This window comes from Bradyrhizobium sp. JR4.1 (assembly GCF_040548605.1).
In the GTDB taxonomy this organism is placed as follows: Bacteria; Pseudomonadota; Alphaproteobacteria; order Rhizobiales; family Xanthobacteraceae; genus Bradyrhizobium; species Bradyrhizobium canariense.
This window is the reverse complement of the sequence record NZ_JBEPRY010000001.1, coordinates 113,437-138,383: the sequence shown is the minus strand read 5'-3', so window position 1 is coordinate 138,383 and position 24,947 is coordinate 113,437. Positions and strand designations below refer to the sequence as shown.

General features: G+C 64.5%; 25 protein-coding genes. 12 read left to right on the top strand and 13 right to left on the bottom strand.

All coding sequences use genetic code 11. The annotated features are described in order from the left end of the window. Positions 1 to 18: 18 nt before the first annotated feature. From ABIB90_RS00685 to ABIB90_RS00670, 4 genes are read left to right on the top strand one after another with little or no spacing between them, the layout of a single operon-like run. A complete protein-coding gene (locus tag ABIB90_RS00685) occupies positions 19 to 978 on the top strand; it encodes an ABC transporter permease (protein WP_007597394.1) in 960 nt (319 codons plus the stop codon). Beyond that, on the top strand, positions 944 to 1,861 hold the full coding sequence (locus ABIB90_RS00680; protein WP_007597392.1) for an ABC transporter permease: 918 nt from the start codon (positions 944 to 946) through the stop codon (positions 1,859 to 1,861). Before ABIB90_RS00685 ends, ABIB90_RS00680 begins: the two co-directional genes overlap by 35 nt. Continuing rightward, a complete protein-coding gene (locus ABIB90_RS00675; protein ID WP_007597391.1) occupies positions 1,861 to 2,856 on the top strand; it encodes an ABC transporter ATP-binding protein in 996 nt (331 codons plus the stop codon). Before ABIB90_RS00680 ends, ABIB90_RS00675 begins: the two co-directional genes overlap by 1 nt. Continuing rightward, positions 2,853 to 3,821, top strand: a complete 969-nt coding sequence (locus ABIB90_RS00670; protein WP_007597389.1) for an ABC transporter ATP-binding protein — start codon at positions 2,853 to 2,855, stop codon at positions 3,819 to 3,821. The genes ABIB90_RS00675 and ABIB90_RS00670 overlap by 4 nt, the downstream gene beginning before the upstream one ends. A gap of 31 nt (positions 3,822 to 3,852) precedes the next feature. Here the strand turns inward: ABIB90_RS00670 and ABIB90_RS00665 are convergent, their stop codons facing one another. From ABIB90_RS00665 to ABIB90_RS00655, 3 genes are all read right to left on the bottom strand, one after another. Continuing rightward, on the bottom strand, positions 3,853 to 4,500 hold the full coding sequence (locus ABIB90_RS00665) for an HAD family hydrolase (RefSeq protein ID WP_007597385.1): 648 nt from the start codon (positions 4,498 to 4,500) through the stop codon (positions 3,853 to 3,855). 66 nt (positions 4,501 to 4,566) lie between these two features. Continuing rightward, positions 4,567 to 6,471 (bottom strand): sensor domain-containing diguanylate cyclase, encoded by a 1,905-nt coding sequence (locus ABIB90_RS00660; protein WP_007597384.1) that lies wholly within the window; start codon positions 6,469 to 6,471, stop codon positions 4,567 to 4,569. 167 nt (positions 6,472 to 6,638) lie between these two features. Then, on the bottom strand, positions 6,639 to 6,860 hold the full coding sequence (locus ABIB90_RS00655; protein ID WP_018453224.1) for a dodecin: 222 nt from the start codon (positions 6,858 to 6,860) through the stop codon (positions 6,639 to 6,641). 301 nt (positions 6,861 to 7,161) lie between these two features. On the opposite strand from ABIB90_RS00655, the gene ABIB90_RS00650 reads away from it, so the two are divergent. Continuing rightward, a complete protein-coding gene (locus tag ABIB90_RS00650) occupies positions 7,162 to 8,163 on the top strand; it encodes a glycoside hydrolase family 16 protein (protein WP_354199946.1) in 1,002 nt (333 codons plus the stop codon). A gap of 74 nt (positions 8,164 to 8,237) precedes the next feature. Here ABIB90_RS00650 and ABIB90_RS00645 read toward each other — a convergent pair whose 3' ends face one another. From ABIB90_RS00645 to ABIB90_RS00610, 8 genes are all read right to left on the bottom strand, one after another. Then, the gene (locus ABIB90_RS00645; protein ID WP_354199945.1) at positions 8,238 to 8,795 is read right to left on the bottom strand and encodes an HNH endonuclease; all 558 of its coding nucleotides are present in this window, start codon (positions 8,793 to 8,795) and stop codon (positions 8,238 to 8,240) included. A 213-nt stretch (positions 8,796 to 9,008) separates the two neighbouring features. Next, entirely contained in the window at positions 9,009 to 9,986 is a 978-nt protein-coding gene (locus ABIB90_RS00640) for a peptidyl-alpha-hydroxyglycine alpha-amidating lyase family protein (protein ID WP_219680518.1), read from the bottom strand. A gap of 126 nt (positions 9,987 to 10,112) precedes the next feature. Continuing rightward, the gene (locus ABIB90_RS00635; protein ID WP_354199944.1) at positions 10,113 to 11,876 is read right to left on the bottom strand and encodes an NAD(P)/FAD-dependent oxidoreductase; all 1,764 of its coding nucleotides are present in this window, start codon (positions 11,874 to 11,876) and stop codon (positions 10,113 to 10,115) included. Between the two features lie 252 nt (positions 11,877 to 12,128). Next, on the bottom strand, positions 12,129 to 12,758 hold the full coding sequence (locus ABIB90_RS00630) for a general stress protein (protein WP_007597374.1): 630 nt from the start codon (positions 12,756 to 12,758) through the stop codon (positions 12,129 to 12,131). 12 nt (positions 12,759 to 12,770) lie between these two features. Next, complete coding sequence (locus ABIB90_RS00625; protein ID WP_007597366.1) at positions 12,771 to 13,091, bottom strand: PepSY domain-containing protein; 321 nt, start codon at positions 13,089 to 13,091, stop codon at positions 12,771 to 12,773. Between the two features lie 177 nt (positions 13,092 to 13,268). Continuing rightward, positions 13,269 to 14,777 carry an acyl-CoA synthetase gene (locus tag ABIB90_RS00620; protein WP_354199943.1) on the bottom strand — a complete coding sequence of 503 codons (1,509 nt, stop codon included), beginning with the start codon at positions 14,775 to 14,777 and terminating at the stop codon, positions 13,269 to 13,271. Positions 14,778 to 14,799: 22 nt separating this feature from the next. Then, positions 14,800 to 15,984, bottom strand: a complete 1,185-nt coding sequence (locus ABIB90_RS00615) for an ABC transporter substrate-binding protein (protein WP_007597363.1) — start codon at positions 15,982 to 15,984, stop codon at positions 14,800 to 14,802. Positions 15,985 to 16,017: 33 nt separating this feature from the next. Further along, positions 16,018 to 16,992 carry an NAD(P)H-dependent flavin oxidoreductase gene (locus ABIB90_RS00610; RefSeq protein WP_354199942.1) on the bottom strand — a complete coding sequence of 325 codons (975 nt, stop codon included), beginning with the start codon at positions 16,990 to 16,992 and terminating at the stop codon, positions 16,018 to 16,020. A 176-nt stretch (positions 16,993 to 17,168) separates the two neighbouring features. On the opposite strand from ABIB90_RS00610, the gene ABIB90_RS00605 reads away from it, so the two are divergent. Next, entirely contained in the window at positions 17,169 to 18,056 is an 888-nt protein-coding gene (locus ABIB90_RS00605) for a LysR family transcriptional regulator (RefSeq protein WP_007597361.1), read from the top strand. On the opposite strand, the gene ABIB90_RS00600 is transcribed toward ABIB90_RS00605, so the two are convergent. Then, the gene (locus ABIB90_RS00600; RefSeq protein WP_354199941.1) at positions 18,053 to 18,706 is read right to left on the bottom strand and encodes a DNA-3-methyladenine glycosylase family protein; all 654 of its coding nucleotides are present in this window, start codon (positions 18,704 to 18,706) and stop codon (positions 18,053 to 18,055) included. The two genes, ABIB90_RS00605 and ABIB90_RS00600, sit on opposite strands and share 4 nt — an antisense overlap. A 175-nt stretch (positions 18,707 to 18,881) precedes the next feature. On the opposite strand from ABIB90_RS00600, the gene gluQRS reads away from it, so the two are divergent. Both gluQRS and ABIB90_RS00590 read left to right on the top strand, forming a co-directional pair. Further along, positions 18,882 to 19,754: a tRNA glutamyl-Q(34) synthetase GluQRS gene (gene gluQRS, locus ABIB90_RS00595; RefSeq protein ID WP_354199940.1), complete on the top strand. Its 873-nt coding sequence runs from the start codon at positions 18,882 to 18,884 to the stop codon at positions 19,752 to 19,754. Between the two features lie 104 nt (positions 19,755 to 19,858). Continuing rightward, positions 19,859 to 21,154: an ATP-binding protein gene (locus tag ABIB90_RS00590; protein WP_007597358.1), complete on the top strand. Its 1,296-nt coding sequence runs from the start codon at positions 19,859 to 19,861 to the stop codon at positions 21,152 to 21,154. On the opposite strand, the gene ABIB90_RS00585 is transcribed toward ABIB90_RS00590, so the two are convergent. After that, positions 21,081 to 21,974 carry a YihY/virulence factor BrkB family protein gene (locus ABIB90_RS00585; protein WP_007597357.1) on the bottom strand — a complete coding sequence of 298 codons (894 nt, stop codon included), beginning with the start codon at positions 21,972 to 21,974 and terminating at the stop codon, positions 21,081 to 21,083. The two genes, ABIB90_RS00590 and ABIB90_RS00585, sit on opposite strands and share 74 nt — an antisense overlap. Positions 21,975 to 22,256: 282 nt before the next feature. Between ABIB90_RS00585 and ABIB90_RS00580 the strand changes: the two genes are divergently transcribed. The 4 genes from ABIB90_RS00580 (at position 22,257) to ABIB90_RS00565 (ending at position 24,843) form a co-directional block, all read left to right on the top strand. Further along, positions 22,257 to 22,451 (top strand): twin transmembrane helix small protein, encoded by a 195-nt coding sequence (locus ABIB90_RS00580; protein ID WP_027514161.1) that lies wholly within the window; start codon positions 22,257 to 22,259, stop codon positions 22,449 to 22,451. Position 22,452: 1 nt separating this feature from the next. Next, the gene (locus ABIB90_RS00575) at positions 22,453 to 23,025 is read left to right on the top strand and encodes a cob(I)yrinic acid a,c-diamide adenosyltransferase (protein ID WP_354199939.1); all 573 of its coding nucleotides are present in this window, start codon (positions 22,453 to 22,455) and stop codon (positions 23,023 to 23,025) included. Positions 23,026 to 23,149: 124 nt separating this feature from the next. After that, on the top strand, positions 23,150 to 23,899 hold the full coding sequence (locus ABIB90_RS00570) for an electron transfer flavoprotein subunit beta/FixA family protein (protein WP_354169110.1): 750 nt from the start codon (positions 23,150 to 23,152) through the stop codon (positions 23,897 to 23,899). Further along, positions 23,899 to 24,843, top strand: coding sequence for an electron transfer flavoprotein subunit alpha/FixB family protein (locus tag ABIB90_RS00565; protein WP_007597340.1), 945 nt, complete (start codon positions 23,899 to 23,901; stop codon positions 24,841 to 24,843). Before ABIB90_RS00570 ends, ABIB90_RS00565 begins: the two co-directional genes overlap by 1 nt. Positions 24,844 to 24,947: the final 104 nt, after the last annotated feature.

Genomic DNA, 24,947 nt, shown 5'->3' with positions numbered 1-24,947 from the left:
CTAGAGCGGTCCTTCTTCATGAGCCAGTATGTCCTGCGTCGCCTCCTGATCGCGATTCCGAGCCTGCTCGGAATTTCGCTCGTGCTGTTCGTCGTGCTCGCACTAGCCCCGGGCGATCCCTTCTCGGAGCTGGCGACCAATCCGAACGTGCCGCCCGAAGTCGCTCTCGCGCTTCGGGCGAAGTTCGGCCTCGACGATCCGATCTACCTTCGTTACCTGCACTGGCTCAACGCCATGCTGCACGGCGACTGGGGTTTCTCCTTCGTCAGCCGGATGAACGTCGACACGCTCATTCTCCAGCGACTGCCAACGACGCTCTATGTGATCGGCTCGGCGCAGATCCTGGCGCTCCTGATCGCGATCCCGGTCGGGGTCTATGCCGCAACGAAACCTTATTCGCTGTTCGACCAGGTCGCCAACACGCTCGCCTTTGTCGGCTTCTCGCTGCCGACCTTCTTCACCGGCATCCTGTTCATCCTGATCTTCTCGGTCACGCTGGACTGGCTGCCTTTCGTCTACACGACCGACATCAAGGGCACGGGTATTCACTGGGTGCTGGAGATGATCCGTCAGGCGATCATGCCGGTGGCGGTGCTCGGCCTATTCCAGGCTGCCTCGATGACGCGTTTCGTGCGCTCGGCGATGCTGGACGTCATCCGGCTGGACTACGTCACCACCGCGCGCGCCAAGGGCATCGGCCAGCGGCGGGTGATCATCAAGCACGTGATGCGCAACGCGATGATCCCGGTCGTCACGCTGATTGCGTTGCAAATCCCGGCGGTGTTCGGCGGCGCCATTGTCACCGAGCAGATTTTCCGCATTCCCGGCATCGGCTCGCTGCTGATCTCCTCCATCCTTTCCAACGACACGCCGGTGGTGATGGCCGTCACCTTCGTCTTTGCGTGCCTGGTCGTGCTGTTCAACCTCATCGCGGACGTTCTTTATGGCTGGCTTGACCCTCGCATCTCCCTCCGCTGAGCGGCGCGTCTACTCGCCCTGGCGCGAGACGTGGCGGCGCTATAGCCGCCACAAGCTTGCCGTCGTCAGCGCGTTCCTGCTCCTCGTTCTGATCCTGGCGGTGGTGGTCGGCCCCTTCATCTGGCGGGTCAAGATCGACGACATCGACATCGTGGCGGGCATGCAGGGGCCGTCGCTGGCCCATCCCTTCGGCACCGACGATCTCGGGCAGGACATCCTCGCCCGCATGATCTATGGCGGGCGCATCTCGCTTGCGGTCGGCCTCGCGGCGATGCTGGTCTCGGTATTTGTCGGGGTGCTGATCGGCGCGCTCGCCGGCATGTCGCGCGGTGCGCTCGGTCATGGGCTGATGTGGCTCACCGATCTCTTTTTGTCGCTGCCGCAATTGCCCCTGCTGCTGCTGCTGATCTATCTCTTCCGCGATGGGCTGAAGGCCGCTTTCGGCCCCGAGGGCGGCATTTTCATCCTGATCGTGCTCGTGATCGGTGGCTTGCGCTGGATGCCGGTCGCGCGCCTCGTCCGCGCCCAGTTCCTGTCGATCCGGGAGAAGGAATTCGTCGAAGCCGCGCGCGCGCTCGGGGCAAGCCCGGTGCGGCAGGTGGTGCGCCATATCCTGCCCAATGCGCTGGGTCCGGTGATCATCGCCGGAACCATCGACGTGGCCGCAGCCATCATCGCGGAATCGACACTGTCCTTCCTCGGCCTCGGCTTCCCTCCGGATACGCCGACCTGGGGCCGGCTGCTTTATGACGCGAAAGACTTTCTCGACATCGGCCCGCACTGGGCGCTGTTTCCGGGCGGCGCGATCTTCATCGCGGTGGTCGCCATCAACTTCATCGGCGACGGCCTGCGTGACGCGCTCGATGCGCGGCGGGTGATCTGATGGCGCCGTTGCTCGAGATCAAGGGACTGAAAACCCACTTCTCCACCGACGACGGCATCCTCCAGGCCGTCGACGGTGTCGATATCTCCATTAACCGCGGCGAGACGCTCTGCGTCGTCGGCGAATCCGGCTGCGGCAAGACCGTCACCGCGATGTCGATCCTGAAGCTGATCGCGATGCCGCCGGGCCGCATCGCGGCAGGCGAGATCATTTTCGAAGGCCGCGATCTCGTGCCGCTGACGAGCAGTCAGCTCGACGAGATCCGCGCCAAGGAGATCGGCTTCATCTTCCAGGAGCCGATGACCTCGCTCAATCCGGTGCTCACCATCGGCGAGCAGATCGCCGAAAGCCTGCGCCGCCATGAGAACGTCACCAGGAAACAGGCGCTCGAGCGCACCATCGAGATGCTCAAGCTGGTGCAGATACCCAATGCCGAAGGCCGCGTGCACAACTATCCCCATCAGTTCTCCGGCGGCATGCGCCAGCGCGTGATGATCGCGATGGCGCTTGCCTGCAAGCCGAAGCTGATCATCGCCGACGAGCCCACCACGGCCCTCGACGTCACCATTCAGGCGCAGATCCTCGATCTGCTCCAGGACATGAAGGAACGTTTCGGCATGGCGGTGATGCTGATCACCCATGCCATGGGCGTCGTCGCCGAGACCGCGCAACGCGTCGTCGTGATGTATGCCGGCAAGGTCGTGGAGGAGGCGTCTGTCGACGAGCTCTTCGGTAATCCCGGCCATCCCTATACCCAGGGACTGATCCGCTCGATCCCGCGCATCGATCTCGACAGCGAGCACAAGGTGCGGCTGGAGGCGATCGGCGGCTCGGTGCCGATCCTGATCAATCCGCCGGTCGGCTGCCGCTTCGCTCCACGCTGCCGCCACGCCATGAGCGTCTGCACCGAGAGGGAGCCGCTGCTGCGCGAGATCGCGCCAGGCCACCGCATGGCCTGCCATCTGGGAGATACGCAGTTGGGAGGCACAGCATGACCGAGCCCTTGCTCCGCGTCAGCGGCCTGAAGAAATATTTCCCCGTGCACGGCGGCCTGCTGTCGCGTCAGGTCGGCAGCGTTTATGCCGTCGATGGGGTCTCGTTCTCGGTCAACCGCGGCGAGACGCTCGGCCTCGTCGGCGAATCCGGCTGCGGCAAGTCGACGACCGGACGCTGCGTGCTGCGCCTGATCGAGCCGACCGACGGCGAGGTCGTTTTCGACGGTCAGGATGTCCGCCAGCTCGGCGGCAACGATTTGCGCGCGATGCGGCGGAACATGCAGCTTGTGTTCCAGGATCCGTTCGCCTCTCTCAATCCGCGCATGACGGTCGGCGCCATCCTCGGCGAAGCCCTCGTCATCCATAAGCTCGGCTCATCGGCCAAGGAGCGTGAGGATCGCGTCGCGAGCCTGCTGGTGAAGGTCGGGCTCAAGGCCGAGCACATGCGCCGCTATCCGCATGAATTCTCCGGCGGTCAGCGCCAACGCATCGTGATCGCGCGTGCGCTCGCAGTCGAGCCGAAACTGATCGTCTGCGACGAACCGGTGTCTGCGCTCGACGTCTCGATCCAGGCGCAGGTCATCAACTTGCTGGAAGATCTCCAGGCCGAGCTGAACCTCACCTATCTCTTCGTCGCGCACGATTTGTCGGTGGTCGAGCACATCTCCGACCGCGTCGCGGTGATGTATCTTGGCCGTATCGTCGAGCTCGCCAAGGCCAGCGACCTCTACCGCAATCCGCAGCATCCCTACACGAGGGCGCTGTTATCAGCGGTGCCGGTGCCCGATCCCAAGCTCAAGCGCGAGCGCATCCGCCTCAAGGGCGACGTTCCGAGCCCGATGAAGCCGCCGTCGGGCTGCCACTTTCACACCCGCTGTCCCATCGCCCAGCCGCGTTGCGCAGAAAGCGCACCGGAGCTGAAGGAAGGAGCGGGCGGGCACTTCGTGGCGTGCCATCTCGCCTGACGCCTGACGCCGAGAAATGCGGAGCACGCATTCATGCTTGAAGCAGGCCGTGCTCCGAAAGGGCCTGCCTGAAAGCCTCAACCGAGGTGTGGTGATGCGCGAACAGACCCGCCTCTCGCGCGCCGGCGACATTGGGCATGAGATCGTCGACGAACAGGACGCTCTCCGGTTTGACGTCGAGCTCCGACAGACAAAGGCGGAAGCAGCGCGGGTCCGGCTTCGCCGTCTTGAACCGGGCCGAGGCATAGATTCGGGAGCCGAACAGCGGCGGCAATTCCGGCAGCAGCGCAGCGATATGGTCGGCGACCAGCGTGGTGTTGTTGGTCAGGACGGCAATGTCGATGGTTTGCCGCAAGCTGCCGGCAATCTCCAGCATCGCACGATCGGCCTGCATCGAACGGCGTCGCGCCTCGATCCACTCGTCCAGTGACAGCGGATAGCCGATGCGGTCGCCGAAGCCCCGCAAATAGTCCGCGGCGTCGAGAGTGCCGGAATCGCCGAGCAGCTCGAAGCCGCTGTCCCAGATCGCCTTGTGGACGGATTCGCTCGTGGTCCCCGCAAGCTTCGCCAGCCATGCGACACGCTTTGCCCTGTCGTAGTCGCAGAGGACATTGTCCATGTCGAAGAGGACGAGTTTGATTTTACCAGTCACAGCAGCACTCTCGGATTGGCCGACCATCCGGCCGTGATCCAAGCCATACCGCGCTGGAGCGCGGGCGACAAATCCGGGGCAACGGTCGATCCGTCACGCGCTCCTGGCGGGCCAGGGAACGACCTGTCCCGACATCACCAGCCGGTCACGGCCGTTGTCCTTGGCGGCGTACAGCGCGCGGTCGGCGGCGGCGACCAGCGTGCTGCAGTCCGTCGTGGTTTGGGATGGAAGGCTCGTCGCGCCGCCAATGCTTGCAGTCACCAGGCGGGAGGGGGGACTTTGCGCATGCAGCATGGCGAGATCTTGCAGGGCCTTGCGAATCCCATCGCCGACCTCGGCGCAGCCCTCGGGACCGGTGTTCGGCAACAGCACGGCGAATTCTTCGCCACCATAGCGCGCCGCGAGATCGGCCGGGCGCTTGGTGTGCGCTGATAGGATCCGGGCCAGCGCGCGCAGGCATCCGTCACCCGCCAGATGGCCATATTGGTCGTTGAATTTCTTGAAATGATCGACATCGATCAACAGGAGCGAGAGCTGCGAGCCGTCGCGCCGGGCCCGCGCCCATTCATCAGCGAGGCGCTCGTCGAATGCGCGTCGATTGGCGAGCCCGGTGAGGCCGTCGGTCGTCGCAAGCGAGGCGAGCTTGTCCTGAAGGTCCTTCTGCTCGGTCATGTCGCGCACCACCGCGACGACGCCGTCGATCTCGCCGCTGTCCGATGCCAGGGTCACGTGCAACGCCGCCTCCGCCCAGATCTCGCCCTTGTCGCGATGACGCTGGCGATAGACGAACCGCGCCTCCTCGGCCTCGCCATTTTTAAGCGCGGCGATGGCCTGCTCGACCCGCTCGATGTCGTCGGCGTGAATGCCGGCCAGGGCCGAGGTGGCCAGCAGTTCGTCAGAGGACCAGCCCGTGATGCGTACGCAGGAAGGGGAAACGTAGAGCAGCCGGTTGTCGAGCCCGATCCGGGTCACCATGTCGCTGGATTGCTCGGCCAACAGGCGGAAGTTTGCTTCGTTGACGACGAGGGCCTGGGCCATGCGCTGCCGCTGCACGAGTTGACGGACCAGGTAGAAGCCAATCACCGCGATCAGCAGCACGAGGCCTAGGACGAAGGTGCTGCGCGCAGCCGCGGCTTGCCGCCAGGGCGCCAGCACGTCGTCCCGCGACTTGCTCGCCAACACCATCAGGGGATAGCGGCTGCTGCGTTGGTAATAGCTCAGCCGCTGGACGCCATCGAGCGGCGACTTGAAGTAGTAGACTGCTGCGGCGGGACGGCTTTCCCATCCCTTGAATAAGGGCGCATTGGACAGGTCGCGTCCGACAAAGGCGCCGCTCTCGTCGCGGCTGCGCGCCAGCATGATGCCGCTATCGTTGAGCAGCGATGCCGAGCCGTTCGTACCGATGTCAAACCGCTCGTAGAACGTAACGAAATAGCTGACATCGATCGTGAGCAGGGCAACGCCGGCGAAGCCGCCGTCCGCATCGTTGATCCGGCGGGACGCGGTGACGACCCATTGGCCCCCGGCTCGACTCTTCACGGGCGATCCGATCAACGTGCCCATCTCGGGCGAGTCACGATGACGCTGGAAATATTCGCGGTCGCTGTTGTTGAGCTTGGAGAAATCGAGGTGCTCGGTCGTAGCCAGCCACTGCCCGGTCGCGTCGTAAACGAAGATGCCGCGGATGCGGTCCGATGATTTCCGTGTCGGCAGATAGGCCTGAAGCTTGGTGATCGTGTCCGGACCCGTCCCGTCGAGTTCGAGCCGATGGACCAGGCCTACGAGGATCGTATCAACGAGTTCGAACGTGTCGTCCGCGTGCTGGATCAGCGAATGCGCCAGATTGGCGACATCGATCTCGGCGTTCCTGAGTTCGGCGTTGCGGGTTTCCCATTCGCGCCAGCCGCTCAAGCCGAGGATGGCGAAGCAGGTCAGGATGACGAAACCCGCCGCCCAGAGCGGAAGGCGCGTCTTTCCGAGTTCTCGGCCCGTGGTCATCAGGCTTGCTCCATTTCGGCGCAAACCTCTCACTTTGGCCTTAACGGGCTGTTGCAACATCCGCGCGGATTGTGCGCTTCCGGTCGGAACAGTCCTCGACAACTGACGGGCTATTGTCGAGCTAACCAGGCTGGCCTCAGGTGTCGGCTTCGCCCGGGCTTTCTGCCTCACTCATCCAGCGTGAAGCCGACGCGCAGTGTCACCTGGTAGTGGCGCACGGCACCGTTCTCGATATGGCCGCGCGTTTGCACCACCTCGAACCATTTCATCTCGCGAACGGTCTTGGCGGCACGGCTGACCGCGTTCTTGATCGCATCCTCGATCGAGGTCTCGGACGATCCGACCAGTTCCAGGATCTTGTAGACGTGATCCGTCTCGCTTGTGGCCATGACTATTCTCCCCTCGAGCTGTGGCGGGACCGGATATGTCTGTCGCGGACAACTGGCGCCCGCGCGACATCCGGCCTCAACTCTGAACGGATGCCGGCGCTCCGAGTTCCGTCCCCGGCAGGAGCCTGCCGCTCGCCTTCCGGGCGCTGCCTAGGCGTCCCATTTTGTAAGTGCACGAAAATCTGGATCGCGTGTGCAAGCGGCGCTCCTGAATTGGCGCGCGGTCGCGGGCCTGCTCTTGCCGGTTCCGATATGAGCAAGCTAACCTCGGCCTTTCCTCTGGCATCTTCGAAGTGCGGTGATGATGGAGCGTTTGACGAGGGGCGCTCTGGCTGCGATCGGTCTCTGCGTTGTGCCTGCGCCGGGCATCGCGCAGGACGATCTCGATGCTGCCCCGGTGAGCATGTCGCTGCAGGTCACGACTGATCCCTCCACCATCGAGTGCCGCCGGCTGGAGACCGTCAATCCGGCCTCGCTGGTCTTCTTGCCGCTGCGCCGGACCTTCAACGAGGATTTTGACGAGCATCCGCTGGCGAACGGACGCTGGGTGTCGCACTACGCCGGTGGTGCGGCCTGGCCGGAGGCGCGCTACTGGGGCGGCGACGGCTCCGACTTCAAGCGCAAGACCAGCGCCAATGGCGAGCAACAGATCTATGTCGATCCGCGCTACGCCGGGCGCGCCTTGGCGCCGCTCGGGCTCGATCCGTTCAAGGTCAAGGACGGCGTGCTGTCGATCGTCGCCAGCCGTACGCCGCCGGGGTTAAAGCCGGTGCTGTTCAACAACGAGTACATCTCCGGGATCCTCACGACCCAGGGCACGTTCGCGCAGAAGCACGGCTATTTCGAGATTCGCGCCAAGGTGCCGGTCGGGCACGCTGTGTGGCCGGCGTTCTGGATGCTGGCGGATGACGGCGGCTGGCCGCCCGAGGTCGACGTGCTGGAAGGCCGCGGCGAAAAGCCGGGTGATCTCGTGATGACGACGCATTGGCGGATTCCCTCGACCCAGAAGATCCAGTCCTGCGGCTTCGACTTCGCGGTCGGCGACGCTTCGAGCGCGTTCCACACTTACGGTGTGCTGTGGGAGGAGGATCGCCTGGTCTATTTCATCGACCGCAGGCCGGTGTCCGACATCAAGGTGCCGATCGGATTCGACGATCCCATGTACATGATCGTCAATCTCGCGATCGGATCGAAATTCTTTCTCGGGGTCGGACCTGTCGACGCGGAGTCGCCGCCTACCGTCGCATTCGAGATCGACCGGATTTCCGTCTACCAGATCGATTTGGAGCAGGCGCGCAGATAGCGAAGCTCGCTGATCTGTCCCGGCGTTGAGCGGCGCGAGTCAACGATGGACTGCCGCGGGCCTGCACGCCGACGCTACGGATCCAGCTCCGTATCCCAGTAGAGATAGTCCAGCCAGCTGTCGTGCAGATAGTTCGGTGGGAACAGCCGGCCGTTGCGGTGGAGCTGGTGCACCGTCGGCGCGAACGCGTGCTGGCGTGGAAACATCTTGGCCTGCACCGGCGTCAGATTACCTTTGCGCAGATTGCAGGGCGAGCACGCCGCGACCACGTTCTCCCAGGTGGTCTGGCCGCCTTTGCTGCGCGGGACGATGTGGTCGAAGGTGAGGTCTTCGGGCGAGCCGCAATATTGGCAGGCGAAACGATCGCGCAGGAAGACGTTAAATCGGGTGAAGGCAGGGTGCGTGGTCGGCTTGACGAACGATTTGAGCGAGACGACGCTCGGCAGCTGCATTTGCAGCGTGGGACTATGGACCGCCTGATCGTAATGCGCGACGATGTTGACGCGGTCGAGGAATACCGCCTTGATCGCGTCCTGCCACGACCACAAAGACAGTGGGTAGTAACTCAGCGGCCGGAAGTCCGCATTCAGCACCAACACCGGCCAATGGCCTTGCGAGACATGTGCGTTCAAGTAACGCTCCTGGCCTCCAATGTACGCTGCGAAGCAGCACGTACTGACATACTACATGCAGCGTGACGGGATTGTGAAGCCCGTTGAGCGACTTATTCCGGCACAAGCAATGCGGCCGGGGGGTGGCAAACCGCGCAAAACACCGTGATTTCCAGGTCCGAGGCTATGGAGGCCGCGCCGTCCTGACAGCGCGACGGGGATGTGCCGAGGCAGCTACTCCCGCACCCGCTCCAGCTTCTGCAAGCACCGCGTCGCGCGCAGCACGGCCGGCATCTCCTCGTCCGGAAAGCTGGTCTTCCAGTCGGTGACGCCGACCTCGCCGACATAGATGTCACCCTTCGAATCCAGCGCGATGCCGTGCGGTGCCAGGAATTTTCCGCTGGCAACGCCCGGGCCTGACTCGCCGCCGAGCCGCGCGATGCGGTTACCCTTGGCGTCCACGATCGACAACCGCGGGCCGAGATTGGGCACCTTGCGGTTGACGGCCAGGCCAGGGCCGAGTTCCCCGATGACGAAGGTCGGGCTCTTAGCCCCACCGCAACAGCACAGCGCACAGGGGCGGTGCAGATTGTTCCACTGCGTCTCGTACCTGCCGTTGCCGTCGAACACCTGCACGCGGTGGTTCTCGCGGTCGGCGACATAGACAAAGCCGTCTGCGTCGGTGGCGATGTTGTGCACGATGTTGAACTGGCCGGGATCGGTGCCGGGCTCGCCCCAGCTTGTCATCAGTGTGCCATCGGGCGTGAACTTGTGCACGCGCGCATTGCCATAGCCGTCGGAGACGTAGATTTCGCCCTTCGGCGACAGTGCAGTGTGGGTACAGCGGTGGAACGGATCGCCGCTCATGAACGGCGACGGTTTTTCGGGGATGCCGATCGTCAGCAGCACCTTGCCGTCGGTGGTGCACTTGCGCACGGTGTGGTCGCCGTCATCGGTGCAATAGAGATTGTCGTCGGCATCGATATGCAGGCCATGGGCGCGCGAGAACAGGCCTTCGCCCCAACTGCGCAAGAAATTGCCGTCGCGGTCCAGCACCACCATCGGATGGGCCCCGCGATTGAAGACGTAGACGCGGTCCTTGCTGTCGACTGCGACCGAGGCGACGTCGGTGAGCTGCCATCCGTCCGGCAGCTTTGCGAAGTTCTCAACGACGCGGTAGCGGTGCTCGCCGGTGCCGAGAATGGCTGGCATTGAATGTCCTCTCTTGTTGTCATTCCGGGGCACGCGAAGCGTGAACCCGGAATCCATCGTACGGCATTTTCGAGGTGGAATGGATTCCGGGTTCGCGCTGCGCGCGCCCCGGAATGACGGCTGTGTTCATGTCCGCCCCAGAATCCCTTCCTCGATCGCCTTGATTTGGAGCGCGAGATATTTCGAGTTGATCCGGCATTGCGCGAGGCTGCCGGCGATGAACCAGAGGCCGGGTTGCCTGGTGCGCGCATACATGTTGCGCAGCTCGAGGCCGTCGCCAAAACCCCAGATCGGGCCGACTCGCTCGGCGACGCGGTCGCCGAACAGTTTCCGCACCAGATATTCCTGCGTCTTGTAACCGGTCGAGAGCACGATCAATTCGGCCGGAAGGCTTGCGCCGTCCTTCATCCGGACGCCCTCGGTGACGAAGCCCTCGATGTCGGAAAACTGCCTGAGCTTGATCGCACCCTCGACGATGAGGTTGGAGCAGCCGACATTGAAATAATAGCCGCCGCCACGGGTGAGATATTTGAACTGCCAACCGGTGCCGGCCTCGCCGAAATCGAGTTTGAAGCCGACGCGCCGCAATCCGTCGAGCAGCTCCTTGTCGAGCTCCTTCGACTGCTCCGTCAGCATCACATGGGTCTTCTTCGCCAGCGGCGTCGGCATCGAGGTGGCGATCAGATCATTGTCCTCGAGCGTGCCCTCATTGTAGGTCGCATAAGCGAGTTGGGCCGACGGCTCGATATTGGTGACGAGCGTAGGTGAACGCTGCACCAGCGTCACGTCGGCGCCACTGGAGTGAAGATCCTGCGCGATATCGTGACCGCTATTGCCGGTGCCGATGACGATGGCGCGTTTGCCCGTCCAGCTCTCGCCGTCCTCGTAGCGGCTCGAATGCAGCAGCGTGCCCTTGAAGTTATCGAGGGTCGGAATAACAGGCACATTGGCGATGCCGCTGACGCCGGTTGCCATCACCACATGGCGGGGGTGCATGATACGCTCACTGCCGTCGGTGTGCCGCAGTGTGACCGTCCAGTGGCCTTTCGCATCGTCGTAGGCGCCGCCCTCGAATTCGGTGCCGGTCCAGAAGTTCAGCTCCATCGCGTCGACGTAAGCTTCGAACCAGTTGGCGAGCTTGTCCTTGGGGATATAGGTCGGCCAGCTCGGCGGAAACGGCATGTAGGGCAAATGATTGACCTGCACCTGGTTGTGCAGGGTCAGCGCGTGATAGCGCTTGCGCCAATTGTCCCCGATCCGTGCCTCGCGATCGACGATCAGTGTGTCGATCTTCAACTGCTTCAGCCGCGCCGCAATTGCGAGCCCGGCCTGGCCGCCGCCGACCACCAGCACGGTGGGATCGCGATCGGTGTAGTCGCGCGAGGCGCTGCGCAGGTCGAGCCAGTTCGGTCCACGGAAGTCGCGTGAATAGGCCTGGCCGCGCGGCCGCGAGGTGCCGAGCTGCTCCTCGAAGCCCTTAAGCTCGTCGAGCGCGGTGAGGAGCGTCCACGCTTTCGGGCGGTCGCCGTCGTTGGCGTCGGGCACAAGCCTGACGATGCCGCTGCCGCGCCCCAGTGCGGTTTCGAAATTGAAGATCGCTTCGATATTGTTGGTCCCGGCACGCGTCACCCAGCGCGGTGGCGGGCGGTTCGGCGCGATCTTGAAGCTGCCCGGCGCGACCTTTGCGGCGAGCGTTGTCAGCTCCCGCTCGATCGAGCCGCCGCCGGCGATCGTTTGCAGGTTCCAGCTGAATGCCAGCGCGTCGCGCCAATAGCAGTCGGCGAGGAACAGACGATCCAGCCCAGCGCCATCGGGTGCGCCAAGCGTGCGCTCAAATTCATCGAGCCAGGCTTGCGCGGATGCGGCAATATCCTTCGTCCTGTCCAGCATGCGCGACCTCGTGCCGTCTTCGCGGCGTTTCCTCTAGGGTCGAAAGCTATACTGTTTCGCAGACGGCCAATAGCCGATTACCCGAGCAGTGAGAACATGTGCCCCTGCTTCAGCGGAATGCACCCGTTGAGAGAGACCTGCGGCACCCTCGTGGTTTCAAGGAGGGGGCACGCGAAAAAGGCTCCACCTTGGTGGAGCCTCCCTCGCGCTCTTAGGATTCACAGCCGCTCGCGTAGCGGCGAGCGAACATCCCTACCTACCCCGCATCCCAGTGCCGTACAGCTCGCGCTCACGGCCGATATCGTCAGGAGACAGCGGTGGGCTTGCGGCATCGAAGCCATTCCAGCCGGACTTCTGCCAGGCGGTGCTCCGTTCCTGCAGGTTCACGGCCTTCTCGTGCAGAAGGGCATCGAGACGCGTGCGGTCCTGGTCGGGTACCCGGGCCGATACCAGCGTTCCGCCACGACGGACGCCCTCCGCGTAGCGCGACGCATCATCCTTGGAGACGCCGGCTTCGGTCAGCGCGCCAACGATGCCGCCCGTCGCGGCGCCGGCCGCGGCACCAACTGCGGTCGAAGCCAGCCATCCGGCGGCAACTACCGGTCCGAGCCCCGGAATGGCCAGCAAGCCGAGTCCTGCAAGCAGGCCCGCCGCGCTGCCGATTCCAGCGCCGATGCCGGCACCCGTGCCGGCGCCTTCGGCGCGATCGTCGACGCCGTCGCGATCGCGGTCGACCTTGGCGGTGGAGGAGCCGTACCAATTATCGGAATTGTTCGCGACGATGCTGATGTCGGAGTGCGGCACGCCCGCGGCCTCCAGACGCCTGACCGCACGTTCCGCATCCGGATAGGTGTCATAGAGTCGAGAAATGGTGGTGGTCATGTTTGATCCTCCTTACTTGGCGGGGTTCACGTTGCCCTGGAAGTCGACGCTCACGTCCGCCTTGGTCCCGGACTTGTCGGCCTTGCCGCGCCAGACGCCATTGTCGTCCTTTTGCAGGCCGGAAACATTGGAATAGCCCGCGCCCTCGATCTTCGACTTCGCCTGTCCCTCGGTGAAGCTGTTGCGGCCTGCAACCGGTGCGTTGGAGTTGTTGTGATCAGAGCTGTTGACGGCGTTGTTGCCCGGGCCGCTTTGTGCCTTTTGCGACTGTGCGCTTACGGGCATTGATCCGAGCAGCAGGACAGCCGCAGCGAGCGAAACTAGACGTGACATAGTTTATCCTCCGGCAGTGATTGTGCCGGTCGACAACAGACGAGATTCGAATTGGTTGCTCTGCCATTTGCGACGGAAGCGCGGGTCTTCAAACTGGTCGATATTGAAGAGGCCCAGGAACGATTGCCACTCGTTCCCGTTTATACGGTCGCGCTCTCTCGGACGCGTCGCCTGCTTTCACGCCGCCCAATAGGGCTCCCGCAGTTTGCGCTTGAAAATCTTTCCCGTTGCCTCGCGCGGCAGAGCGTCGCGGAATTCGACGTCCTTTGGCACCTTGAAATTGGCAAGCCGCTCGCGCAGGAACGATCGGACAGCGTCGGCCGAGAGCTCGGCATCGGATTCAGGCTCGACAAAGGCGCACAGCCGTTCGCCGAATTCCGCGTCCGGGATGCCGAACACGGCACAGTCGCGCACGCCGGGCATTCCGATCAGCACGTTCTCGATCTCCGCGGGATAGATGTTGACGCCGCCGGAGATCACCATGTCGCGCTTGCGGTCGCACAGGAACAGATAGCCGTCCGCGTCGAGGTAACCGACGTCGCCGACGCTGACGAGGCCGTCACGGCCGGCCTCGGCCCTTGCCTGCGACCTGCCGTGATAGTCGAAATCGGGCACTGCCGTCTGGCGCATGTAGATTTCGCCGACTTCGTTGGCACCGCACTGGCTGCCGTCATCGCGGAAGATCCTGACGATGCCGCCTTCGATGGCGCGGCCGACCGTGCCGGGCTTCTTCAGGGCTTCCTCGGCCGAGTGCCACACCGGGATCCCGGTCTCCGTCGAGCCGAAATATTCATTGATGACCGGTCCCCACCATTCGATCATAGCGCGCTTGACGTCTGGCGGGCAGGGCGCGGCGCCGTGCACGACGAAACGCAGGGACGACAGGTCGTAACGTTGCCTGACCGCTTCGGGCAACCGCAGCAGCCGGACGAACATGGTCGGTACCATGTGAATGTGCGTGACGCGGTGGCGCTCGATCAGCGCCAGCAGCTCCTCGGCATCGAACCGCGCCTGGAGGATGATGGTGCAACCGCTGCGGAACGCCAGCATGCCGTAGGAATGCGGCGCCGAGTGATACATCGGCCCGTTGATCAGCACGATTTGGTCTTCCCGCGGCTTGATGCCGTAGGCGATCCCGCCCACACGTTCCGAGGCGGCCGCCTGTTCGGGCTGCATCGGCATGCGCCGCACGCCCTTCGGCATGCCCGTTGTCCCCGATGTGTAGATCATTGCTGCCGCGCGCCGCGGCGGCTCCTGCGCTTGCGGATGGTCGTCGCGCCAGCGGTCCCAATCGGTCAGTCCCACCGGGATCTCGGTCAGCTCCCGAGGGATCGAGAAGGTCGCTGCGAGTTCGGGCGGGGTCGCGACGACCAGGAGGAGGACATCGGCAGGTATGCCTTCACGGATCTGCGGCAGCAAATCGGCATGGCAGACCAGGATCTTCGCCCCGCTGTCGGCCAGAATGTAACGGACCTCCTCGGCTTTCAGATGCCAGTTGATCGGCACCACCGGACTGCCCAGCGCGGCGGAGGCCGCAACCACCTCGAAGAGGGCGAAATCGTTGCGTAGCATCATCGCGACCGGCGCGGCCTCGGCAAGCCCCAGGGCGCGGAAGCCGCTCATCGCCCGCTTGATCCGGGCCCGAATGTCGTCGTAGCTGATCTGGCGTTCGCCGCTGATGATCATGGCGTCTCCTCATTCCGCTCGTCTAGCGATCATCCAGCACGTCGCCGAAGCTGACCCAGCTCTTGCCATTGAAGCGCCGGAGCTGAAGCTGCTGGAACGGCAGATAGTCGTCGGGGCCGGTCGCAACAGCCATTCCCGGCAGCAGCAGCGGCAACGTCACGTCCTTCAACGAGGCCGCCTGGCGCATGATGTTGTCGCGGCTGATATCATCCTTGCACGCCTTCAGCACCGTCATCAGCAGCGTGGCATAGTGATAGCCCGCGGCGTAGTTGGAGTTGGAGAGGTCCGCGGTCGGCATGTAGCGCTTCATGAAGGCGAAGTATTCCTTCACGCCGGGATCGTCGGCCCATTGCGGATCCATCGTGTCCTTCTGGTTGCTCGACGAGATCAGACCAACGGCGTTGTCGAGGCCCGCCGGCTCCAGAAACGAGATCGACGACGCCGAGGTCGGCACGAAGAACAGCTCCGGCTTCCAGCCGATCTCGGCCACGCCCTTGACCATCTGCGAGGTGAACTTGCCGAGCACGACGCCGAACAGCACGTTGGCGCCTGACGCCTTCAGCGTCGAGAGCTGCGAACTGATCGTCGGCGCGCTGGTCTCGTAGCTCGCCTCCGCGATGATCATGCTTGCGGCCTTGGGCCCGAGCGCTCGCTTGAACCCCGCCACATAATCGCGGCCGAAATCATCGTTCTGCGACAGGATCGCGATCTTGGCGTCGGGCTTGGCCTGCAAAATATATTTGGCGTAGACCACGCCCTCGGATTCGTAGGCCGCCATGCCCGGCATCGTCCACGGGTTCTTCTGTGGATCGGCCCATTTGGTGGCGCCGGAGAGCACGAATAGCTGCGGCACCTTCTTGGCGTTGAGATAGCGCTGCACGGCGCTATTGGTGGCGGTGCCGAGCGAGCCGAACATCATCAGCACCTCCTCTTGCTCCACCAGCTTGCGGGTCTGCTCGACGGTCTTCGGCGGCGAATATGCGTCGTCCAGCGTGATGAACTTGACCTTGCGGCCGTTGATGCCACCTTCGGCATTGACCTTCTCGAAGAACGCTTCCTGCGTCCGTCCGATCGCGCCGAAGCCAGAGGCCGGACCGCTGTAGGGCAGGGTCTGCCCGATGCGGATCTCGTCGCTGCCTTCGGCGTGGGCGCTGCCGCCAGCGAGCGTCAGCAGCGACATGCCGATCAGTGCGGCTGCCAGCTTCATGGTGTCCTCCCGTTTTATTGTCGGTCCGAGACGTCAGGCGCTGACGCGCATCAGAAAATCCTGTCGGGCCTGGTCGAATTCCTGTTTCATCCGGTCGACGAGCTCGGCGACCGGCGGCGCGTCGGCGATCTGGCCGATACCCTGGCCGGAGCCCCAGATGTCGCGCCACGCCTTGGACTTCATGTTGCCGCCGGAGCCGAAGTTCATCTTCGTCTTGTCGGCGGCCGGCAGATTGTCCGGATCGAGCCCGGCCGCAGCGATCGAAGGGCCGAGATAGTTGCCGTGCACGCCGGTGAAGAGGTTGGTGTAGACGATGTCGTGCGCAGCGTGCTGGGTCAGGGCGGATTTGTAGGCTTCGTCAGCGTTGGCTTCCTTCGTCGCGATGAAGCGCGTGCCCATATAGGCGAGGTCGGCGCCCAGTGTCAGCGCGGAAGCGATTGCGAATCCGTCGCTGATTGCGCCCGACAGCAGGATCGCGCCGTCGAACCATTGCTTGACCTCACGTACCAGCGCGAAAGGCGAGAGCGTTCCTGCATGTCCTCCAGCGCCTGCGCAGACCAGAATCAGGCCGTCGACGCCTTGCTCGGCGGCCTTGCGCGCGTGCTTGACGTTGATGACGTCGTGGAACACGAGGCCGCCGTAGGAATGCGCGGCCTCGACGAGTTCGGCGGGCGGCCGTAGCGAGGTGATGATGATGGGCGCCCTGTGCTTCACACAGGTCTCCATGTCCTTCATCAGCCGGTCGTTCGAGGCGTGGCAGATCTGGTTGACGGCGTAGGGCGCGACCTTCTTGCCGGGATTGCGCGACTTGTATTCGCCGAGTTCGTCCTCGATGCGGTTCAGCCACTCGTCGAGCTTTTCCACCGGACGGGCATTGAGCGCCGGAAACGAGCCGACGACACCGGCCTTGCACTGGGCGATCACCAGCTCGGGACCGGAGACGAGGAAGAGCGGCGAGCCGACCACGGGCAGCTCGAGCGACTCCTTCAAGAGAGCGGGCAGCGCCATGATGTCCTCCCGGAAACGCAGCCCGCCGGCAGGCGGATGACGAGGCGTTTCCCTGTTGGTCGTCGCGGGCGAGTTGCCGCCCATGTTTCATTTGACACCATTATAGGGGTTGGAGTGCGGCCTCCGATCGTTCAATGTTGAACGGACGACTATTCAGATTTGAACAGAGGCCGCTTATGGACTGGGACCTTTGCAAGACCTTCGTCGCCGTCGCCGAAACCGGCAGCTTCACCGGCGCGGCACGCCGGCTGCACAGCAGCCATCCCACCGTCAGTCGCAAGATCGCGGCGCTGGAAGCCCAGCTCGGCACCAGGCTGGTGGCACGCGCCGCCGACGGCCTGGCGCTGACCGCGGATGGACGGACATTGCGCGAGCACGCCGAGGCGATGGCGGCGGCCGCGCTGCGGGCGGAGACGGCAGTCTCGGCCGGAGGGCATAAGGCGCGCGGGACCGTCAAGCTGTCGATCGGGGCGACGCTGGCGTCGCATTGGCTGATGCCGTGCCTGCCTGCTTTCCTGCGCGCGCATGATCACGTCCAGCTCGAGATCATCACCCATCCGTTTCCGGCGAGCGTGCGCCGGCGCGAGGCGGACGTGGTGCTGCGGCCCTTCGACAGCGGCGAGGAAAATCTGGTCGGCCGCAAGATCGGCCGTCTCGGCACCGGGTTCTACGCCTCGCGGGACTACGCCGGCGGGCGGTCCTTGCCGGAACGGCGCGGCGAGTGGAAGGGGCACAGCGTCATCGGTTTCGCCGACCAGACCTCCAACATCCAGCTTGCGCGCTGGAGCGACGTCGTCACGCGTCAGGCCAGGGTGGTGATGCGCTGCTCGTCGCAGGGCGACATGCTGGCGGCGGTCCGGGCCGGACTCGGAATCTCCGCCCTGTCGTGCTTTGTCGCCGAAAGTTATCCCGATCTCGTGCGCGTCGCGCCGCAGAAGCTCGCCAGCGTGGCGGACCTGTGGCTGCTGGCCCATCCCGACCTCGTCGAGCTGCCGGCGGTGCGGGCCGTGGTCGACTTCGTCGCCGATTGCGCCCGGACCGATCGCGTTAGGCTGCGGGGCTAAGCTGATCCGGCGAGCACGCCTTCGCGTTTTTTCACCGCGCGATAATAGCTCCACCACAGATGCGCCGCCGCACCACGCAGGGGACGCCAGGGTTCGGCGAGCGGCGCCATCTGCTTCTCCGTCGGCCGCGCCTGCAAGCCAAGCCCGATGCGGATGCCTTCCTGCACGGCGAGATCGCCGGCCGGCCAGGCGTCGCCATGGCCGAGGCAGAACAGCAGATAGACATCCGCCGTCCACGGTCCGATGCCGGGCAGTGCGATCAACGTGTGATGCGCGGCATCGGCGTCTTCTTCGGCGAGCACGTCGAGGTTCAGCCGCTGTGCGGTGATCTCGCGCGCGAGATGTTTCAGCGTCTTGATCTTGGCGGCGGACAGGCCGAGCCGCCCCAATCGGTCGGTGCGGGCGCGGCGGACCGCCTCGTGGTCAAACGGATCGAACGCGGCCGACAGCCGCCCCCAGATCGCCGCAGCGCTCGCAGTCGAGAGCTGTTGCCCGCACACGATGTGGGCAAGCCCCGCAAAGCCCGGCTCGCGCCGCCGCAACGCCGGCATGCCGGCGATTGCGAGCACGGGCTTGAGGCGCGGATCGCGCTTGACCAGCGCGTGGACGGCTTCTTCGAGGTCGGACTGGGTCTCGAGGTGGATGGTCATCGCTTGCTCAACTTGTCATGCGCGGGCTTGACCGCGTACCGAATATCTTACTCCGTCATTCCCGGGGCGATGCGAAGCATCGAACCCGGAATCTCGAGATTCCGGGTTCGGTCCTGCGGACCGCCCCGGAATGACAACCGTAACGGTGAAGCCCGGCCATGATGAGTTCCGAAGCATGTCGCCACCCGTTTTCCGATTTGCTCCCAGTCCGAACGGCTACCTGCATCTCGGCCACGCTTATTCCGCTCTGTTGAATTCCGACCGCGCGCGCGAGACCGGTGGGCGGCTATTGCTGCGGATCGAGGACATCGACGCGACGCGTTGCCGGCCGGAATATGAGACCGCGATCTACGAAGACCTCGCTTGGCTCGGCATTGCCTGGGAGACGCCGGTGCGGCGGCAGTCGGAGCATTTCGACGCGTATCGCGCGGCACTGGACAGGCTCTCGGCGCTCGGCCTGGTCTATCCCGCCTTCGAAAGCCGCGCCGAGATCGCAAGGCAGGTTGCGGCGCGTGAAGCGGATGGGCCGTGGCCGCGCGATCCCGATGGCGCGCCGCTCTATCCCGGCGCCGCCAGATCGCTGTTCGCCAACGAGCGTGACCGCCTCATCGACACCGGCGCGCCTTATGCGCTTCGGCTCGACATGGCGGCCGCCTGCCGCCGCGCCGCCGGCCTGAGCTGGAACGAACTGGGCGTGGGGCCCGATGGTGAGCGTGGCGTCGTCCCGGCGCGGCCAGAAGCCTGGGGGGACGTCATTCTGGCCCGCAAGGAGACGCCGACCAGCTACCATCTGTCCGTCGTTGTCGACGATGCGCTCCAGGACGTCAGCGAGATCGTGCGGGGCCAGGACCTGTTCCACGCCACTTCGGTCCACCGTCTGCTTCAGGTTCTGCTCCGCCTGCCCGAACCCGTCTACCGTCACCATGGGCTACTTCGTGACGAGGCCGGCCGGAAGCTGTCGAAATCAACCAGCTCGACCGGCCTACGTGAATTGCGCGCTGCCGGCGCCATGCCGGCCGGTATCCGCCAGCTGGTGGGATTAGGTTAAGTTTCTCTGGGGGTTAGCCAAACGCCGCCGTGACTCCGGGTGTTCCGCCGTGCCATGCTCACCTCACGGCCCGGGTTCGAAGGGGGATACTTCGAAGGGGAGTTATGGCGGCGAAAACGCGCGGAGCGCGCACTACGGGGACGTCCAAGCGAGTGGCTCGGAAGCGCTCCGGGCCGACCGCCCGGTTGCGCAAGCGCAGCATCAAGCGGGCCGAGCCGGACGTCGTCCAGGCCGCGCTTGCCGCCTTCGCCCATGAGGTCCGCACCCCCCTGACCGGCATTCTCGCGATCAGCGACTTGCTCGCGACTTCGGATCTCGGCGAACGGGAAAGACGCTGGGCCGACACGATCAAGGCCGGTGCCGAGCATCTGGCGAACCTTGCCACCCTGTTCGTCGATGCCGCCAGAACCGGCAAGGGGACCGGCAAAAGCGTCGGAGGTGGAAGCTCGCTGCGGCAGGATTTGTTCGACCTGCGGACCCTCGCCCGCAACGCCGGCGATTCGCTGGCCGGTCGCGCCGCGGCCAAGGGTCTCCAGGCCGAGGTCGATATCTCGGAGAAGCTGCCGGGGCTGGTGGTCGGGGATCCCGTCCGCCTGCGCGCCGCGCTCGAGAACCTGATCGACAATGCCGTGAAATTCACCGAGCACGGCGGCGTGGCGCTCACGGTCGCGCCTTGGCGTTCCGTCAAGAGCAAGACCAAGAGCAAAGGCAAAGCAAAGGGCAAAGGCAGCGTCGGTGTCGCCTTCGCCGTGTCCGACAGCGGCATCGGCCTCACCATGGCCGAGATCAAGCGCTTGTTCCGGCCGTTTACCCAAGCCAATGTCACCATTGCCTCGCGCTTTGGCGGCGCCGGCCTGGGTCTGTCGTCGGTGAAGCAACTGGCGCGCGCGATGGGCGGCGACATCACGGTCGCCCCTCGGCCCGGCGGCGGCGCCACCTTCACGTTGACGGTGTCGGTGTGTGCCACGGGATCGGGCAAGTCCCGCAAGTCGAAGGGCGAAGCCGAGATGGATGCGGTCCCGGCGCTGCGCTTGCTCAGCGTCGAGGACAATCCGTTCGGGCGCGTTGTGCTCAACACCATCCTGACCGAGCTCGGTCATCATGCCGAGTTCATTGGGCGCGGCGAGGACGCGGTGAACCGGCTCGCGCAGGGCGCCTTCGACGCGGTGCTGATGGATATGGTGCTGCCGGGCATTAATGGCGTCGAGGCGATCAGGCGGATCCGCACCATGGCGACGCCGCTGGCTCAGATCCCCATCATCGGGGTGTCAGGTCGCGGCGAAGACGAAGTCGCCTCACGCGAGGCCGGCGCCGACGCATTTCTGGTCAAGCCTGTGTCTCCGCGGGCGCTAGCGACTGCGCTGCTTGCAGCGACACGCCGTGAGGAAGCCGCGACTTGATGATCGCGGCGTTGAGCTCGCCGCCGAAAACGAAGATCGCGGCGATGAAGTACAGGAACACCAGCGCGATAATCACCGAGGCGAGCCCCGCATACATCGTCACGTAATTGTTGGCGAAGCGCGCGAGGTACTGGCCGAACACGATGCCCGAGATCAGCGACGCCACGATGGTGAAGACGATGCCGGGCAGGATCTGGAGGAACCGGCGCCGTCCCGCCGGCAGCCAGGTATGCAGGATGATCAGCGCCACCACCAACGCGGCGACGGTGATGCCGTAGCGCAGCCAGGTGAGGATCCTCTCGTTGGATTCAACGAACAGCGGAATGTGCGCACGCGCGGCCTCGATGAGCAGCGGCCCGAGCACGATCAGGAATGCCATGGCGAGCGCGGTGAAGGCCGCAATCAGCGTGTAGGCGATCGATTCCAGCCGTAGCCAGTACCAGGGCCGCATCTCCACCACCGCATAGGCGCGGTTGAGCGCGACCCGTAGCGCCTCGACGCCGTTGGAGGCGAAGTAGACCGACAGCACCGCACCGATGGTGAATAGGCCGGTGCGGGTCGTGGTCAGCACGTCGTGGACTTCCCCCGAGATCGAATCCGCGACCTGCTTGGGCCAGACCTGGAGCATCAGGCTGGCAGCCTGATCGGCGAGTTCCTTGGAGCCGAAGAAGCCGGCGAGCGAGGTCAGCACGATCAGGAACGGGAACAGCGCCATCAGTGTCGACAGCGCGATATGGCTCGCGATCGCCCAGCCGTCATCGGCGAGGAACGTGTAGAACGCGTCCATCACGACGACGTAGATGGTGCGGACGGCTTTCACGGCTGGCTCTGTCCTGCTCCCTCTCCCCGCCTGCCGGGAGAGGGTTGGGGTGAGGGGGGCTCTCCGCGGGGACGGTGACCGTTGAGCTCGTGGAGATTCTCCCTCACCCGTAAGCCGCGCTGCGCGCGCATTGCGGCCTCTCCCCACAAGCGGGGAGAGGCGAAGAAGACAGACCACGCGCGCAAATCGGAAATCATCCAGCTAGCTTCTGATATTATTGGCTTAAAAGCCAGATCGGGAACGCCATGGCGGACCGGCGCGGAGGGTGTTATTTACCCTTCAATGGCATCTCTCCTGAGTACTTTCATCCTGCCGATCGCAGTCGGCGCCGTGGCGTTGGTGCTGCTGCTCGGTCTCATCAACATGATGCGCGGCGGCTCGCCCAACACCTCGCAGAAGCTGATGCGCTGGCGCGTGCTGCTTCAGTTCGTGGCGATCGTCATCGCGATGGTCGCCGTGTGGGCGATGGGGCGTTAACATGGTCGTGCTCAACCGCATCTATACGAAAACCGGTGACGACGGCACGACAGCGCTCGGCTCGGGTGAGCGCCGGCCGAAATATGATCTGCGCATCGAGGCCTATGGCACGGTCGATGAGACCAATGCCGCGATCGGCGTCGTCCGTCTGTACACAAAGGATGCGCCCGAACTCGACGCAATGCTCGGGCGGATTCAGAACGACCTGTTCGACCTCGGCGCGGACCTCGCGGTGCCCGAACGTGAGGGCAAGGCGGAGCGGTTGCGGGTCGTGGCGAGCCAGGTCGAGCGGCTCGAGCGCGACATCGACGCGCTCAACGACAAGCTGGCTCCCCTGACCTCCTTCGTGCTGCCGGGCGGCACGCCAGCCGCCGCCTACCTCCATGTCGCCCGTACGATTTGCCGCAGGGCGGAACGTGTGATGGTGGAACTGGCGGCCCGGCCGGACGAGCCCGTTGGTGCCGCTGGCATCCAATATATGAACCGCCTGTCGGACTTCCTGTTCGTGGCGAGCCGCGCCGCCAACGATGACGGCGCCGGTGACGTGCTCTGGGTTCCGGGCCAGAACCGCTGACCCATTGGGCCGCGCATTTCTGGGCGCCAAAATTAGACCCCTTCGCGCGTTGACCGGGCCGGATCAGGCCTTTAGGTTCCGCGCCAGTTGATAACCCCCTCCCAGATTGAGTGAAAGAGGATCGATGAAGGTCTTGGTGCCGGTAAAGCGGGTGGTCGATTACAACGTCAAGGTCCGCGTCAAGAGCGATGGATCGGGTGTTGAACTCGCCAACGTCAAAATGTCGATGAACCCGTTCGACGAAATTGCGGTCGAAGAAGCGCTGCGCCTGAAGGAAGCCGGCAAGGCGACCGAAGTCGTGGTGATCTCCATCGGACCGGCGCAGGCGTCGGAGACGATCCGCACCGGTCTCGCCATGGGCGCCGATCGCGGCATCCTGGTGAAGGCCGAGGGCGCGGTCGAGCCGCTCGCTGTCGCCAAGATCCTGAAGAAGATTGCGGACGAAGAGCAGCCGGGCCTGATCATTCTCGGCAAGCAGGCGATCGACGACGACAGCAATCAGACCGGCCAGATGCTGGCCGCGCTGCTCGGCTGGTCGCAGGCGACCTTCGCCTCGAAGCTCGAGGTTGAAGGCAGCGACTTCAAGGTCACCCGCGAAGTCGACGGCGGCTTGCAGACCGTGAAGCTGAAGGGACCGGCCATCGTGACCACCGATCTCCGTCTCAACGAGCCGCGCTACGCCTCGTTGCCGAACATCATGAAGGCCAAAAAGAAGCCGATTGCGGACAAGACCGCCGCCGATTACGGCGTCGATCTCACCGCGCGCCTCGAGGTTCTCAACACGACCGAGCCGGCGGGCCGCAAGGCGGGCGTCAAGGTCAAGGACGTCGCCGAGCTGGTGTCGAAACTCAAGAACGAAGCCGGGGTGCTCTGATGACGACGCTTCTGATTGCCGAACACGACAATGCGTCGCTCAAGGATGCGACCAACAAGGCCCTGACCGCAGCGGCCGCGCTCGGCGCGGATGTCGAGGTTCTGGTGGCCGGCGAGAATGCGAAGGCCGCGGCGGACGCGGCCGCAAAGCTTGCCGGTGTGAAGAAGGTGCTGCTCGCCGACGGCGCGCTTTACGCGCACGATCTGGCCGAGCCACTGGCCGCGCTGATCGTCTCGCTGGCTCCCGGCTACGACGCCATCGTCGCGCCCGCGACCTCGCGCTTCAAGAACGTGATGCCGCGCGTCGCGGCCCTGCTTGACGTCATGCAGGTCTCGGAAATCACCAAGGTGGTCGCCCCCGACACCTATGAGCGTCCGATCTACGCCGGCAACGCCATCCAGACGGTGAAGTCCAAGGACGCCAAGAAGGTCATCACGGTGCGCACCTCCACCTTCGCTGCAGCGGGCGAAGGCGGCAGCGCGTCGGTCGAGAGCGTCGCGGCGGCGGCCGATCCGGGCCTGTCGTCCTTTGTCGGCGAGGAAGTCGCAAAGAGCGACCGTCCCGAGCTGACCTCGGCCAAGATCATCGTCTCCGGTGGCCGCGCCATGCAGAGCCGCGAGAACTTCGCAAAGTACATCGAGCCGCTCGCCGACAAGCTCGGCGCCGGTGTCGGCGCTTCGCGTGCCGCGGTGGATGCGGGCTATGCGCCGAACGACTGGCAGGTCGGCCAGACCGGCAAGGTCGTGGCCCCCGAGCTCTATGTCGCGGTCGGCATTTCCGGCGCGATCCAGCATCTGGCCGGCATGAAGGACTCCAAGGTGATCGTCGCGATCAACAAGGACGAGGACGCGCCGATCTTCCAGGTTGCCGATTACGGCCTGGTCGCCGACCTCTACCAGGCGGTTCCGGAGCTGACCGCCGAACTCGGCAAGCTCGGCAAGTAAAACGCGCTAAAACACCGGCCGGAGCTATAAACTCCGGCCGGTGTTGCTTTTTGAGGCGTTTTCTTTGGCGTGGGACACGCCTTCGAAGCGATCCAATCTAGGTT